We start from the raw sequence: 17,887 nt of genomic DNA, 5'->3' as shown, positions 1-17,887 counted from the left end.
TTCCTTTTTACCAAATATCTATTTTGTGAGGAGAGAGACGGATGACACAGCAAGATGTTCAATTGTTTTCCTTAAGCCAGCCACAGCAACGTATTTGGTATACGGAGCTTTTGTATCCTCATCGGAACACTTCAACAATTATTGCTACTGTAAAGATCAGGGGAACTGTTCGCATAGATGCCTTGCAGCAAGCAATGAATCGGGTAATTGCCCAAAATGATTCTTTTCGTATCAAAATTACTGCTCAGGATGGGATTCCATATCAATATGTAGAGCCATTTACGGCAGAAAGTATAGAAACGATCCAAGTTACCCCGGAAGAAGCGAATGTATGGTTAAAGCGTCATAATCCACAGCCGTTCTCATTGTTGGATTCGCAGCTGTACCGATTTGTTATCTTGCAGCTCGGAACAGAAGAAACCTGGTTTAATTTTAAAATGCATCATATTATTTCAGACGGCGTGTCCATGAATCAGGCCATTAATGAAATCACAGGACATTATATGGATATTGTGCATGGTACAGGCCAAGATGCGCCGACCAAAGGCAATCCCTATCTGGATTTTATCCAGGTAGAGCAAAGTTATGAGCAATCAGACCGTTATCAAAAGGACAAAACGTACTGGACGGAAAAGTTTGCCGATTTGCCTGAGACTACAGGTTTGAAATCATATAACCCGCTGACACTGAGTACAGCTGCACGCCGGGAGAGCTTTATACTGGAACATGAGTTGTATCGTGGTGTTACGGCTTTTTGCGAAGAGCATAAAATTAGTATTTTCACGTTCTTCCTGGCGGCTCTGTATATTTATTTGCATAAAGTGACGGGGGAGCAGGACTTAACCGTGGGGACACTCTATGCCAACCGTACGTCTAAGAAGGAAAAGGATACCATCGGTATGTTCGTCAGCACCGTGGCTACGCGTCTGTTGGTCGAACCAGAATCCGAACTGCTGACCTTTCTGCAAGGTGTAGGGAAGGAGCAGGCGTCCATTTTGCGGCATCAGCGTTACCCGTACAACAAAATTATTCAGGATTTGCGTGAACAGCAAAGCAGCCTGGACATTCAGCGTCTGTTTGGTGCTTCCATTCAGTACCGCACCTTGAGTTTCTCCCGGTTTGATGAAGCGATTCAGCAGGTGGATAACGATTTCTGCGGAGATACGGTGAACGACTTCGATATTCACATGGTTGAAATGCTGGATGATGATAGACTCGTGCTGTATCTGGATTATCGTACCGAGCTGTTTAGTGAACAGGAAATTGCTCGAATTATTCGGCAATTTTTGAGTGTGGCGGAGCATATGGTGCAGGGCCCACACAAGCGGATACAGGAATTGTCGCTGATCAGTGAGGAAGAACGGGCGCAAATCGTCGACGTATTCAATGCTACAGCGGTGGAATATCCACACGAAGCAGGCATTCATGAGTTGTTTGAGGAACAGGCTGAACATACACCGAATCAGACAGCAGTTGTGTTTGGAAATGCCCGTTTAACTTATGGCGAACTGAATGTAAAAGCAAATCAACTGGCTCACACGTTGCGCGGACACGGTGTTACCGCCGAGCAAACTGTAGGTATCGTTGCTGAGCGTTCCACGGATATGATCGTCGGCATGTTGGCGATTCTCAAAGCGGGCGGTGCATATGTACCCATTGACCCTGATTATCCCGCTGAACGTGTACGTTACCTGTTGGAAGATTCGGGAGCGAAGTTGTTGCTGGTGCAGCGTGCAGAACAGCAACCGGAGGAATACACCGGAATCGTGCTGGATCTAAGCGATGCTAAGGTGTACGCGGCAGAGGATGACCAATGCTTGAATACCGTACATGGGGAGCAAAACGAGGCTTATCATGTGGATTATGCCGATTATACAAATCCGAAAAATGAGATTTTAAAGGAATCGTCCTCGTCTGTCGTAGACAGCACTGCTGGGACACAAGAACGTAAATTTGGAAACCGACTAGCTTATTTGATGTACACTTCGGGCACGACGGGACAGCCCAAAGGAGTTATGGTAGAACATCGCAATGTCGTGCGTTTGGTAAAGCATACAAACTATGCGCAACTGGGTGCTGACACGCGCATTTTGCAAACTGGCGCCGTTGTCTTTGACGCGTCCACCTTCGAAATTTGGGGTGCGCTATTGAATGGTGGACAGCTCGTGCTGGTGAGTCAGGATGTTATTTTGGACGCTCCCAAGCTCAAGGAAGCCGTGCGCAACCATGGTATCACGACAATGTGGCTGACTGCGCCGCTCTTTAACCAGCTATCTCAGCAGGACTTGGAGCTGTTCGAGGGGGTAGAAGAACTGCTGGTCGGTGGTGATGTGCTGTCCGTACCGCATATTAACCGGGTACTGGAGGCTCATCCGTCCCTGCGGATTATTAACGGCTATGGTCCGACGGAAAATACAACTTTTTCTACAACTCATGCGATTGCTGGAGTGCAATCAGAAGCGGTGCCGATTGGGCGTCCGATCCACAACTCCACAGCGTATGTCGTAGACCGTTCCATGCAGCTTCAGCCTGTTGGAGCATGGGGTGAGCTGATCGTCGGCGGCGACGGGGTGGCACGTGGCTACCGGAACCGTCCTGATTTAACGGCTGAAAAATTCGTAGATAGTCCGTTCCGTAGCGGAGAGCGCTGCTACCGTACAGGCGATTTGGTTCGCTGGAATGAGGATGGAACGCTGGAATACAAAGGACGGATCGACGCACAGGTGAAAATCCGGGGCTACCGGATTGAGCTGGGCGAGGTGGAAGCGCAGCTCTTGAAGCTAGATGCGGTACAAGAAGCTGTCGTCATTGCACGTGAGGATGAGCAGGGACAGAAACAACTCTGCGCATATGTAGTCACCCTTGTGGATATCGCGGCTAGTGAGTTGCGAAGCACCTTGAGCCAAGAATTGCCGGGTTATATGGTGCCGTCGTATTTTGTGCAGATGGATCAATTGCCGTTAACACCAAATGGCAAAGTGGATCGTCGGGCGTTGCCGCAACCGGAGGGAAGCGTGGATTCCGGCGAGGATTATGTAGCAGCCCGTAATGAGGTAGAGCGGACATTGGTATCGGTATGGCAATCTGTACTGGGAATCGAACAGATTGGTGTTCTGGATAACTTTTTCCATTTGGGCGGCGACTCGATCAAGGCCATCCAAGTGTCTTCAAGACTGCTGCAAAATGGTTACAAGCTGGAAATGAGGGAGTTGTTCCAGTATCCGACGATTGCTGAGCTGAATGGACGGGTGCAGCGGGTGACCCGCGTTTCCGATCAAGGAGAAGTTAGTGGAACCGTGGCATTGACACCGATTCAACACTGGTTCATTGAACAGCAGCCATCCAATCCTGAGCACTATAACCAGGCTCTGATGCTGCATCGTGAGGATCGACTGGACGAAACGGCGCTTCGTCAGGCACTGCAAAGCATTGTCGAGCATCATGATGCTTTGCGCATCGTATTCCGCCAGAATGCAGACGGTGGGTATGAAGCATGGAACCGAGGCGTGCAAGAAGGAGAGCTGTATAGCCTCGAAGTGGTGGATTACACAAGGGAGTCTGACTTTGCTCATTTGCTGGAGAACAAAGCCAACGAAATCCAAAGCAGCATCCGTCTAGATGAAGGACCGCTGGTAAAGCTGGGTCTGTTCCGTTGCAACGATGGAGACCATTTGTTGGTAGCAATCCATCATTTGGTGGTTGACGGTGTGTCTTGGCGTATTTTGTTGGAGGATTTGGCAACCGGCTATGAACAGGCTTTACGGGGCGAGTCTGTCCGTTTGCCGAATAAAACGGATTCCTTCCGCCTTTGGGCTAATCAGCTGTCAGTTTATGCGAACAGCACAGCATTGGAGAAGGAGCGTGCGTATTGGGAGCAAATTGAGGAAGCAGGGAAAAGCCAGGCATCCTTGCCTAAGGATTACACTCGTAAATCTCAGGCCAAGCCACAGCTTCGCGATGATCGAACGCTGACCGTAGCGTGGACGGTAGAAGAAACAGAACAATTCTTGAAACAAGCTCATCGGGCCTACAATACGGAAGCGAACGACCTCTTACTGACAGCTCTGGGCACTGCAATTCAGGAGTGGGCGGGCATCCGTCAGGTGCTTGTAAATCTGGAGGGTCATGGACGGGAAGCCATTTTGCCGGATATGGATATTACGCGCACAGTCGGTTGGTTTACCAGTCAATTCCCGGTTGTACTCAATATGGGCGAGGATCGGAATGTAGGACGGCGTGTCAAGAACGTCAAAGAAGGGCTGCGCCGTTTGCCGCATAAAGGGATTGGATACGGGATTTTGAGATATCTTGCTAGCGGTGAAGGAGAAGCAGCTTTTGTTGCCGAGCCAGAAATCAGCTTTAACTATCTCGGACAATTCGATCAGGATTTAAAGAATAATGCCTTCCGCATGTCTCCTTATTCCATCGGAGCTTCCATGAGTGACACGTTGACCAAGCGGTATGCTCTGGATATCAACGGCATGATCACGGACGGTGCACTGGAACTGACGATCAGCTACAGCAACAAAATGTTTATGAAAAAATCAATCAAAAAGCTGGCTGATCTGTTGCAGGAGGGCTTACGTGAGGTATTGGCTCACTGTGTGGGTAAAGAGTTGCCGGAGCTGACACCAAGCGACTTGTCCTTCCAAGGACTGACGGCTGGAGAGCTGGATCATATTGTAGAGCAGACGGCTAATGCGGGAGAACTGGAAAACATTTATTCGCTCACACCCATGCAAAAAGGCATTCTGTTCCACGGCTTAATGGAGCCGCAATCCGGGGCGTACTTTGAGCAGGCGACATTTGATCTGCAAGGCAGCTTTCAAGTGGAGGCTTTTGCCGAAAGCCTAAATCAGCTGGTGGATCGCCATCAAATATTCAGAACGAATTTTTATAGCGGATGGAATGAGCAGCCTTTACAGGTGGTGTACCGTCACAAGCACGCCGGGTTCCGTTTTGAAGATGTACGTTCGATGGAACAAGGTGAGCAGGACGCATACATTGCTGATTTTGCTGAACGCGACAAAGCCGAAGGCTTTCATTTCAGCTCAGGCGAGCTGATGCGGGTGTCTATTTTACGTACAGGCGAGGAGTCGTATCGTTTTGTGTGGAGCTTCCATCATATTTTGATGGACGGTTGGTGCTTGTTCCTTGTTGTAGGGGAAGCATTTAATACGTACTTTGCCATCCTCGAAGACCGCAAGCCGGAGCTCGCTCCGGTAACACCATACAGCGAATACATTGAATGGCTGGATCGGCAGGACAACGTGGAGGCTGAACGGTTCTGGAGTGATTATTTTGCTGGCTTTGAGCAGCAGACCGTATTACCGCAGGTAAAACAGCTGGACAGTCACGCTAAAGAATATGAAGCGGACAAGCTTTCGTTTACACTGGGCCACGAAGTGACGGAACGGATGAACAAGCTGGTTAAGCAGAAGCAAGTAACGGTTAATACACTGCTGCAAGCAGCGTGGGGCGTTGTGCTGCAACGGTATAACAACAGTCGGGATGTTGTATTTGGCAGTGTCGTATCCGGCAGATCAGCGGATATTCCGGGCATCGATAAAATGATTGGTTTGTTCATTAATACGGTTCCTGTACGAGTTCACAGTGAGAAAGATATGACGTTTGCTGCGTTAATGAAGCAGATACAGGAGCAGGCACTGGCTTCCCGTGCCTATGAAACCTATCCGTTGTATGAAATTCAGGCCCTAACAGAGCAGAAACAGGACCTGGTGAACCATATTATGGTGTTTGAAAACTACCCGGTGGAACAGCGCATGGAGCAAATGGGCAGTCGTGGCACGAATGGCTTTACGATTGCAAATGCTTCCGTGTCGGAGCAAACGAACTATGATTTCAACATTACGGTTGTGCCGGGCGATGAAATTCATGTCCATTTGGAGTACAACGCGCAAGTATTGGAACGCACGGCTGTAGAGCAAATCCGCGAGCATTTGCTGCATATGATTGAAGAAGCGATTAACAGACCAGATGCGCTGGTAGATGAACTTGAGCTGGTGACTGCTGCGGAAAAAGCAAAAATCATCGATGGTTTTGGATCCGTGGGCGTAGCTGCATGGAGTGATGAAAAGCAATCAGAAGGGTTGTTCCACGTCTATGTGGAAGAACAAGCGCAGCTTGTGCCGGATCATGTGGCAGTGGTATACGAGGAGCGGCAGCTTACGTACCGCGAGCTGAACGAGCGTGGGAATCAACTTGCTCGTAGATTGCGAAAGGAAGGCATTGGGCGTGAATCCATTGTTGGTATTTTGAGCGAGCGATCGGTGGACATGATGGTCGGCGTACTGGCGGTGTGGAAGGCCGGCGGTGCATACGTGCCACTGGATGCAGATTATCCTTCAGAACGTATCCGCTTTATGCTCGAGGACAGCGGCGCTACGGTGCTGCTTACGCAAACAGGTTTGCAGGAACGCGCGCAAGCATGGCTGGAGGAGAGCCGACAGGTCTTGGCCGGTGGGCAGTCTGAGGGCGAGTTGGAAATAGCGGCTGGCGCTGAAACGATGGAAAGAGGCAGCCTGAGTGAAGGCGTAAGTTTTAAATTAGATTCGAGTTCTGACAACGAAGAAGCATCCGAACCGGCAACAGGGCTGCGTCTGCGTACTGTATTGGCGCTGGACGATGAGTCGTTGTACACCGGAGATGCCACGGATGTGGAACATATCAACGAGCCGCAGGATCTGGCATATGTGATCTACACCTCCGGTACAACGGGACGTCCGAAGGGTGTCATGATCGAGCATCACAGTTTGGTAAACACAGCTGTGGCATACCGACGGGATTACCGTTTGAACCAGTTCCCGGTACGGCTGCTGCAACTGGCAAGCTTCTCCTTCGACGTGTTCGTCGGCGATATCGCGCGGGCGCTCTATAACGGTGGCACGATGGTCATCTGCCCGAAAGACGACCGCATTGATCCAAGCCGTCTGTATGGCTGGATTCACGATTATCAGATTACGGTGTTCGAATCCACACCGGCTTTAATCGTACCGTTTATGCAGCATGTGCATGAACAGGGCCTTGACATGAGCAGTCTGGAACTGCTGATCACCAGCTCGGATAGCTGCAGCGTGACGGATTATCGGGTGCTGCAAGAACGGTTTGGCGCAGATATTCGCATTATGAACAGCTATGGCGTCACGGAAGCGGCGATTGACTCCAGCTTCTACGACGAAGAACTGTCAAAGCTGCCAAGTAGCGGCAGTGTGCCGATTGGTCAGGCATGGCTGAACGCACGCTTCTACATCGTGGACAGCCAGCTGAATCCGGTGCCGATCGGCGTACTGGGCGAGCTGTGCATTGGCGGTGCTGGAGTGGCACGTGGATACCTGAACCGCCCAGACCTGACGGCCGAGAAATTCGTGGCGAATCCGTATGTAGCCGGTGAACGATTGTACCGCACAGGTGACCTGGCGCGGTGGATGCCAGACGGCAATGTGGACTTTATCGGTCGGATGGACTACCAGGTCAAAATCCGGGGCTACCGGATTGAGCTGGGCGAGATTGAAACGGCGATCCAGCGGGTACCGGGTGTGCGTCAAGCCGTAGTCATCGACCGGACGGATGAGCGTGGACACAAGTACTTGTGCGGGTACATCACGGGAGAAGCTGAGCTGCGGATCGAGGAAGTACAAGCAGAACTGGAATCCGGGTTACCAGCGCATATGGTGCCAGCACGCTTGATGCGACTGGAGACGATTCCGCTGACCAGCAACGGCAAAATCGATCGCAAGGCCTTGCCGGAACCGGAGGGAAGCATCCATACGGGTGCAGCCTATGTGGCACCACGTACTACGGCAGAGCAAGTACTGGCTGCAGTGTGGGCCGGAGTACTCGGCGTGGAAGCGGTAGGCACGCAGGATAACTTCTTTGAACTGGGCGGCGATTCGATCAAAGCACTGCAAGTATCGTCCCGCTTGCTGCAAGCAGGCTATCGATTGAACATGAAGGATCTCTTCAGCAATCCGACGGTAGCGGCGCTCAGTCCTTTGCTTCGTACAGATGGTAAGATGGCCAGTCAGGAAGAAGCAGTAGGCAAGGTAGATCTGACACCCATTCAGCGATGGTTCTTCGAGCAGCAGCCTGCTGATCTGCACCACAGCAATCAGGCGATGATGCTGTACCGAGCTGGGCGCTTTGACGTCAACGCGCTACGCCGTACAATGGACCGTATTGTCCAGCATCATGACGCATTGCGCACGGTATTCCGTGAGACGGAGCAAGGCTATGCAGCTTGGAACCGCAGTGTAGAGGAAGGCGAGCTATACACGCTGGACATTGTAGATTTTAGTGGAGTTGAAGACGAATCCACCGCTGTAGAAGCTAAGGCGAGTGAAATTCAAGCCAGCATTCATTTGAGCGAGGGGCCGCTGGTGAAGCTCGGTCTGTTCCACTGCGCTGAGGGCGACCATTTGCTAATCGTCATTCATCATTTGGTTGTGGACGGCGTATCGTGGCGTATTTTGCTGGAGGATTTGGCATCCGGTTATGAGCAGGCTGTTGCAGGTAAAACAGGCACAGCTATTCGGCTGCCGCATAAAACAGATTCATTCCAGGTATGGGCCGAGCAGCTGTCGGCCTATGCGAATAGCGCGACGATGGAGCGGGAGCTTGCTTACTGGCAGCATATCGAACAAGCAGAAGCCAGTCTTGCGAAGCCTTTGCCAAAGGATTTTGCGAATGACAATGCACTGCTTGGGGACAGTGAGGTTGTGACGGTCCGCTGGACGAAGCAGGAAACCGAGCAGTTGCTCAAACAAGCTCATCGCGCATACAACACGGAAATGAATGACCTGCTGCTGGCTGCGCTCGGAAAAGCCGTATATGACTGGTCTGGTTCTGAACGGGTGCTGGTCAACCTGGAGGGCCATGGACGGGAAGCTATTGTACCGGATGTGGATATTACGCGGACAGTCGGTTGGTTTACGAGCCAGTTCCCGGTTGTACTGGATGGAAGTCTGGGACAAGGGGGGAATACGGCTCGTCTGATCAAACGGGTCAAGGAAGGGCTGCGTCATATTCCGCAGAAAGGCATCGGCTATGGTATTTTACGATACCTGTCGGATACGAATGTTCTGGAGAAAGCAGGCGTGCAGTTAAAGGCTCAGCCTGAGATCAGTTTTAACTATTTGGGCCAATTCGATCAGGATTATAAAGGCAATGATCTGGAGCCTTCCTCCTATTCCATCGGTGTGCCTGTCAGCACGAATGCGGCTATGGATTTTGCACTGGATATCAATGGAGTCATCGAGGATGGAGAACTGATTTTCACGATTCGCTACGGTACAACGCAATTCCGTCATGAGACGATTGCACGACTTGGAGAGCTGCTGGCATCCGGCTTGCGTGAGGTGATTCATCATTGTGTCGCTCAAGAAAGAACGGTGCTGACCCCAAGTGATGTCCTGTTAAACCATGTAACACTGGATGAGCTGGAGCAATTGGTGAAGGATACGCAAGATATGGGTGAGCTGGAAAATGTGTATGCTTTGACGCCGATGCAAAAGGGCATGCTCTTCTTCAGTCTGATGGATGAAAATTCGGCAGCTTATTTTGAACAGGCCACCTTTGAGTTGAACGGTCGTTTTGATGTGGTTGCTTTTGGTAAAAGCTTTGATCTGCTCGTGCAGCGTCATGAGGCATTGCGGACGAACTTTATCAGTTCATGGAAGGATGAGCCTGTACAGGTCGTCTTCCGCAACCGTAGCGGACAAATATATTATGAAGACTTGCGCGGACTAGAAAAAGAGGAACGAGAAGCTCGTGTTGAAGCTTTTGCCATCGAGGACAAAGCGAAAGGATTCAATCTCGCAGAGGATGCACTCATTCGTGTCTCCATTTTGCAAACGGGGGATGAAACGTATCACTTTGTTTGGAGCTTCCATCACATTTTGATGGATGGCTGGTGCTTGTCCTTTATGACACAGGAGGTATTTGGCAGCTATCTGACACTGCGCGCCGGTCATGAGCCAGCGCTGGAGCCTGTCACGCCGTTCAGTCGATTTATCGAATGGCTGGAACGTCAGGACCGTGAGGCAGCTTTGCAATATTGGCGTGGGTATCTGGCGGACTATGAGCAGCAAATTACGCTTCCACAGCAAAAAGCACAGCCGAAATCGATGCACACCGGGGAATATGTCGCTGAAGATCTGGATTGCGAATTCCAGCCAGAGTTGGTTGCGCAGATCGAACGGATGGCAAAACAAAATCAGGTCACGATCAATACGCTAATTCAAACCGTATGGGGCGTTCTGTTGCAAAAATATAACAACAGTACGGATATCGTGTTTGGCAGCGTTGTGTCCGGTCGTCCAGGGGATATTCCAGGTGTGGAGCACATGATCGGGCTATTTATTAATACAATTCCAGTGCGTGTGCAGTCTGAACCAGGTGAAAGTTTTGTCGAGCTGATGAGACGAACACAGCGGCAGGCGCTGGCTTCCAATGGTTATGATGCGTTCCCGCTGTATGAAATTCAAGCACTGACCGAGCAGAAGCAGGATTTGATCAATCATATTATGATATTTGAAAATTATCCGGTGGAGCAGCAGGTAGAGCAGCTGGGCAGTGAAGGACAGGAACCATTTACAATTTCGAATGTGGTGGCTACAGAGCAAACGAACTACGATCTAAACGTCGTCGTGATGCCAGGAGAAGGTATCAAGATTCGTTTTATGTATAACACGCTCAGCTTTGATCAAGCAGGTATTGAGCGCTTGTATGGACATTTTGCACGTTTGCTGGAGCAAATTTCGCTCAACCCGCATGTTCGGGTGGAAGAGCTGGAACTACTCACAGCAGCAGAAAAACAACAGATTACAGCGGCCTTTAATGACACCGCTTGTGCATTTCCGTCCCATCAGACGATTCATCAGCTGTTCGAGGATCAGGTGGAGTGTACGCCGGATCAGGTAGCATTGGTGTTTGGACATCAGCGTCTGACATATCGGGAGCTGAATGAACGTGCCAATTCATTGGCTCGAATGCTTCAAGCCCAGGGAGTAGGACCTGACAAACTGGTCGGTCTGATGGTGCAGCGTTCCGTGGAAATGATCGTAGGTCTGCTGGCTGTGCTAAAAGCAGGCGGTGCTTATGTGCCGATTGATCCCGAATTTCCATCCTCTCGTATTGCATACATGCTGAAAGACAGCGAGGCCGCAGTGCTTCTGACCCGTCGTGAACTGGCAGAAGAACACCATTGCCATGCCAATACCCTGTTTCTTGAGGATGCCGCATTGTATCAGGGAGAAAGTAGCAACCTGGAGACGATTGCCCGCCCAGAGCATTTGGCTTATGTCATCTATACGTCGGGTTCGACTGGAAATCCGAAAGGAGTTATGCTCCAGCATCGCTCGGTCCTCAACTTTATTACTGGGATGCGCGAAGTCATTGATTTTGAAGCGAGCCAAACCATGTTGTCACTGACGACCATTTCATTCGATATTTTCGTATTGGAAACCATTCTCCCCCTGTTGGGTGGAATGACGGTTGTGCTTGGCGACAGCCAGCATCAGGTGAATCCTCAGGCGCTGGGTGAGTTGATTACTCAACATTCGATTGAGATGTTGCAAATGACCCCATCCCGGTTACAAATGCTGTTGGGTCATGAAGCAGGCTCGCGCGTGCTGCAAAGCGTGAAGGCAATTATGGTTGGGGGCGAAGCTCTTCCGTCCAAGCTGCTCGCAGCACTGCAAGAGATAGACGGTCCCCGTATTTATAACATGTACGGACCTACAGAAACGACGGTGTGGTCGGCCGTGCAGGAACTGACCCATGCTCAGCATATTAATATTGGACGTCCTATTGCGAATACCCAAATCTATATCATGAATGCGAGTGGAGAATTGCAGCCCGTCGGTGTGCCGGGCGAGTTATGTATTGCCGGGGAAGGATTGGCCCGTGGGTATTGGAAACGTGAAGAACTGACGGCCGAGAAATTTGTGATTAATCCGTTTGCTGGGGGTAAGGCAGGCCATGAGCGGATGTACCATACAGGCGATTTGGCGAGATGGACGCCGGACGGCAACATTGAATATTTGGGGCGGATGGACCATCAGGTGAAAATTCGGGGCTACCGAATCGAACTGGGCGAGATCGAATCGCAGCTGTTGCAGGTGGAGTCGGTACAAGAAGCGGTCATCATGGCTCGTGGGGACGAAACGGGTCAAACACAGCTCGTGGCGTACTATGTGGCGAGTCAAGAACTGGGAGCCGGTGAGCTGAGACATGAGCTGGGACAAGAACTGCCAAGCTATATGATGCCGTCGTATTTCATCTGGTTGGAGCAGATGCCGCTGACACCGAACGGTAAAATCGACCGCAAGTCCCTGCCAGCACCGGAAGGCAATCTGCACAGCGGTGCGGATTATGTAGCGCCACGCACTGCACCGGAACGAGCGCTTGTAGCGGTCTGGCAGTCCGTCCTGGGTGTGCCAACCGTCGGTATGTTGGACAATTTCTTTGATCTGGGTGGCGATTCGATCAAGGCGATTCAAATCGTATCGCGTGCATTCCAGGCCGGCTACAAGCTGGACATGAAGGATTTGTTCCGCTATCCCATCGTCGCAACCCTGGCATCGCATATGCATGAGGCCAGTCGTAGGGCAGATCAGGGAGAAGTAAGCGGAGAAACGGCGTTGCTTCCGATCCAGCACGAGTTCTTTGCGCAGGAGCAAGTAGACGTGCATCACTTTAATCAGGCGGTTATGCTGCACCGGGAGCAGGGGTTTGACGAGTCGGCTCTGCGTCAGGCGCTTGGCAAGCTGACAAAGCATCATGATGCTTTGCGAATGGTGTTCAGCAAGACCGCGCAAGGCTATAAAGCCTGGAATCGCGGAATACAGGAAGGCGAGCTGTATCAGCTGGACGTGCTGGACTTTAGGGATATAACGGATGAAGCCATGCTCAGCGTGGCAATGGAGGCGAAAGCTACCGAAATTCAAAGCAGTATCCAACTGCAAGAAGGGCCGCTGTTTAAAGCAGGTTTGTTCCACTGTGTAGATGGCGATCATTTGCTGATGGTGATTCACCATTTGGTGGTGGACGGGGTATCCTGGCGTATTTTGTTTGAGGATTTGGCTACTGCCTATGAACAGGCCGTTCATCAGAAAGTGCTTCAGCTGCCGGACAAAACGGATTCCTTCCGTTCCTGGTCACAAAAACTTTCCAAGTATGCGAATAGCACAGCCATGGACAGTGAGCACGCCTACTGGGAGCAATGGAACGCAGTCGCTTTGTCTGACCAAGTACGATTGCCTGAGGATCAAGCGCAGGCTGACTCATTTACTTTGGCTGACACCGATACAGTGGTCTTCCAGCTTACGGAAGAAGAGACAGAGAGACTATTGAAGCAAGCGCACCGCGCGTACAACACGGAAGTGAACGATCTGTTGCTGACGGCTTTGGGCATGATGCTGTACACATGGACCGGCCATGAACGCAGTCTGATTCATTTAGAGGGACACGGACGTGAGAACATTTTGCCGGATACGGACATTTCTCGTACCATAGGCTGGTTTACGAGTCCATATCCGATATGGCTGGACATCGGTCGTGATCAGGCTTTGTCGGAACGCATCAAACAGGTCAAAGAGAGTCTGCGTGATATTCCGAATCAAGGAATGGGCTACGGAATCTGGAGATATTTGAGTGAATCTGGCCAAGCCATGGGTCAGCAAGCAGATGCACTGAATCTCGCTCAACATCAAGCTTTTGCCGAGCCGCAAGTGAGCTTCAATTACCTCGGACAGCTGGATCAGGACTTGCAAAACAGCGATATTCGTATGTCTCCTTACTCGATGGGATCGGTCGTTAGTGACCGGACGAAGATGAAATTTGCGCTCGATGTGAGCGGAATCGTAACGAACGGCATCCTGGAACTGGACATTCGATATAACGGCAAAGCCTTCCGTAAAGATACGGTCCAAATGTTAGCCAACCTGTTGAAATCCAATCTGCTTGAAGTTATCGAGCATTGTGTTACACGAGATCGGATCGAATTAACTCCAAGTGATGTACTGTTCAAAGGTCTGACCCTGGAGCAATTAGATACGATTAAGGAGCAGACCAAGACGGTTGGGGAATTGGAAAATGTGTACCCGCTAACGCCCATGCAAAAGGGCATGCTGTTCCACAGTCTAATGAATGCTGAAACAGGCGTGTATTTTGAACAGGCGACCTTTGATCTGGAGGGCCATTTTGCACCGTCCACATTCGAGGAAAGTCTGAAGCTGCTGGTTAGTCGACATGCTATATTACGGACGAATTTCTACAGCGGCTGGCATGGTCAACCCTTGCAAATCGTCTATCGCCATAAAAGTCCGAGCTTCTTTTATGAGGACGTTAGAGGGTGTGAACAGGCTGTAGCTGAATTTGTGGCCCAGGACAAAGCTCGAGGCTTTGATTTAAGCAAGGATGCGCTTATGCGCGTATCCGTCTTCCGCACGGGTGAAAGCTCATACCGTTTTGTATGGAGCTTCCATCATATTGTGATGGACGGCTGGTGCCTGTCGCTGATGACAGACGAAGTGTTTGGTGCCTATGCTGCCTTGCTGGAGAACAAGCAGCCAGAGCTCGCACCTGTCAAGCCGTATAGTGACTATATCGAATGGTTGCAAGATCAGGATGCACAGGAAGCGACCCGTTATTGGAGTGACTATTTGGCAGGCTTTGAGCAGCAAACCTTGTTGCCTGGTGAGAATGCGCAAGCTTCTGTAGCCGCACGGGATGAAGAACCAGACGGAAGTGGTGGAAGTTCAAATTCTGGCTATGTTTCGGAAAAGCTGCCATTTATGTTGGGTAAAGAACGGAGTGCCGCATTAAAGCAAATAGCCAAGCAACAACATGTCACGATTAACACCTTGCTGCAAAGTGTGTGGGGCGTTATTTTACAGCAATACAATAATAATCAGGATGTTGTGTTTGGTGGTGTGGTATCCGGTCGTCCGGCAGACATTCCAGGTGTGGAGAACATGATTGGATTGTTTATCAATACCATACCGGTTCGGATTCAAAGTGAACGGAATGCTACATTTGCTGAAGTATTGCAGCGCACACAGGAACAGGCTTTGGCCTCCAGTGTCTATGATACGTTTCCGCTGTACGATATTCAGGCACGGACTGAACAAAAACAAGACCTGATTCATCACATCATGGTCTTTGAAAACTACCCGATTGGGCAGCAGATGAAGCAGATGGGCGGTTCCGGCGAGACAAAGGCACAAACAGGCTTCTCGATTGCCAATGTGGCACTTGCCGAGCAAACCAACTACGATTTCAACCTGATTGTCGTGCCTGACGAAGATATCTCTATCCTACTTGAATACAATGCGCTGGTGTATAACCGGTCTGCAATGGAGCGTATCCAGGGTCATATCGACCACGTCATCGGACAAATCGTAGACAACCCAAATATCCGTGTGAATGAGCTGGCATTGGTGACCCCGCAAGAACAGGCACAGATCGTTCAGGTCTGGGGCGATACGGCGGTAGCCTATCCGCAGGATCAAACGCTAAGCAGTCTGTTTGAGCAGCAGGCAGCGAACACGCCGGAGCAAGTGGCGGTGTTGTGCGGAGCAAAGTCGTTGACCTACGCGGAGCTGAACGAGCGAGCCAACCGTCTCGCACGCACCTTGCGTGCGGAAGGTGTTGAACCGGATCAACCAGTCGGTATTCTGGTCCGCCGTTCGCTGGACATGATCGTAGGCATCTACGCGATCCTCAAAGCAGGCGGAGCCTACGTGCCGATTGATCCAGAATATCCAGCCGACCGCATCCGCTTTATGCTGGAGGACTCGGGCGCGAAGCTGGTGCTGACGCAATCGCATCTGGCGGAGCAAGCCTCACTGAGTTTCGACGGCCAGGTGCTGGTGCTGGATCGTCAGGAGCAGGATGGCCAAGACATTTACCACAAAGACGGTTCGAATTTGGAGCCACTGGCCGGGCCGCATCATGTAGCCTATGTCATCTATACCTCCGGCTCCACAGGAAAACCGAAGGGCGTGATGGTGGAGCATCATTCTGTGCTGAACCGGATTTTGTGGATGCATGATCGATACGGCTTGAGTGCGGAAGATACGATCTTGCAAAAGACGGCCTTCACCTTCGACGTGTCGGTGTGGGAGCTGTTCTGGTGGTCGCTGGTGGGCTCGAAGGTAAGCTTGCTGTCCGTGGGCGGGGAAAAGAACCCGGAAGACATCGTCGACACGATTGCCCGCGATGGCGTAACCACGATGCACTTTGTACCCGCTATGCTGCATGCGTTCCTGGAGTACGTGGAGCAGCAGCCACGGGAAGTGATGCAAGCGAAGCTGGCAACGTTGCGTCATGTCTTTGCCAGCGGCGAAGCATTGCCACCACAGCATGTGGCCCGGTTCCAACGAACCGTGTCGAGCCTGACCGGAGCGAAGCTGATCAACCTGTATGGACCAACCGAAGCGACGGTGGACGTATCGTACTTTGATTGCGAGCCGATGGAAGAATATACAGTCATTCCCATCGGGAAACCGATTCAAAACATTCGTCTGTACATCGTGAAGGAAGGCACGGAGCAATTGCAGCCGATCGGGGTTGCAGGGGAGCTGTGCATCGGTGGTGTCGGTGTGGCACGAGGTTATCTGAACCGTCCGGAGTTGACGGCCGAGAAATTTGTAACTGATCCGTTTTCGGGTGGTGAAGCAGGCTATGAACGGATGTATCGCACCGGCGATTTGGCGAGATGGATGCCGGACGGCAACATTGAATATCTGGGCCGGATCGACCATCAGGTGAAAATCCGGGGCTACCGAATTGAACTGGGCGAGGTCGAATCGCAGCTGCTCCAAGTGGAATCGGTACGAGAAGCGGTGGTCATGGCTCGTACGGATGAAACGGGTCAAAAACAAATGGTGGCCTACTATGTCGCTGGGCAAGAGATCGGTGCCAGCGAGCTGAGAAGTGAGCTAGGCCGGGAGCTGCCAAGCTACATGGTGCCATCGTACTTTGTACAGCTGGAGCAGATGCCGCTGAGTCCAAATGGCAAAATTGACCGCAAGGCCTTGCCGGCACCGGAAGGCAGCCTGCAAACTGGAGCTGATTATGCAGAGCCGCGTACGGCGCAAGAACGCGCACTGGTAGCGGTCTGGCAGTCGGTACTGGGACTACAGACGGTCGGTATTTTGGACAATTTCTTTGATCTGGGCGGCGATTCCATCAAGGCCATTCAAATCGCATCTCGTGCGTTCCAGGCCGGTTATAAGCTGGACATGAAGGATTTGTTCCAGTATCCAACGGTTGCAACACTGGCACCGCATATGCATGAGGTCAGCCGTATGGCAGATCAAGGAGAAGTGAGCGGGGAAACCGCGTTGCTACCGATCCAGCATTGGTTCTTTGCGCAGGAGCGCGAGCGTCCGCAGCACTTTAATCAAGCGGTCATGCTCTATCGCGCTGAGGGCTTTAACGAGGCAGTGGTTCGGCAAGTCATGGATCACCTTGTGAAGCATCATGATGCGCTTCGTACGGTTTTCCATCAGGCTCCCGCAGGTTATACGGCTTGGACACGCCCTGTAGAGGAAGGCACGCTGTATACGCTGGAAACGGTGGATTACCGTGAACAGGAAACTTATGCAGAAGCGCTGGAAGCGAAGGTAACGGAAATTCAAAGCAGCATGGACCTGTCCGCAGGACCTTTAGTCAAACTCGGATGGTTCCGCACAGCCGAAGGCGACCATCTGCTAATCGCCATTCACCACTTGGTGGTGGACGGAGTGTCGTGGCGGATTCTGTTTGAGGATTTCTCTACTGGCTACGAGCAAGCGATCAAAGGCGAGCCTGTACGATTGCCCTATAAAACGGATTCCTTCCAAGCATGGGCACGGGAGTTGTC

Annotated in this window: 1 protein-coding gene (only partly in view); it reads left to right on the top strand. The window is 51.3% G+C overall.

From position 1 onward, the window contains the following. Positions 1 to 41: 41 nt before the first annotated feature. Positions 42 to 17,887: the 5' portion of a non-ribosomal peptide synthase/polyketide synthase gene (locus ACEN8J_RS11040; RefSeq protein ID WP_495594496.1), read on the top strand. 24,484 nt of this gene lie beyond the right edge of the window; 17,846 of the gene's 42,330 nt are visible here — the first part of the coding sequence; its start codon is at positions 42 to 44; the stop codon falls past the right edge of the window.

Source organism: Paenibacillus sp. Paensp38 (assembly GCF_059491915.1).
Note: the sequence above shows the minus strand (reverse complement) of the source record. Positions and strands in the feature narration are given on the sequence as shown.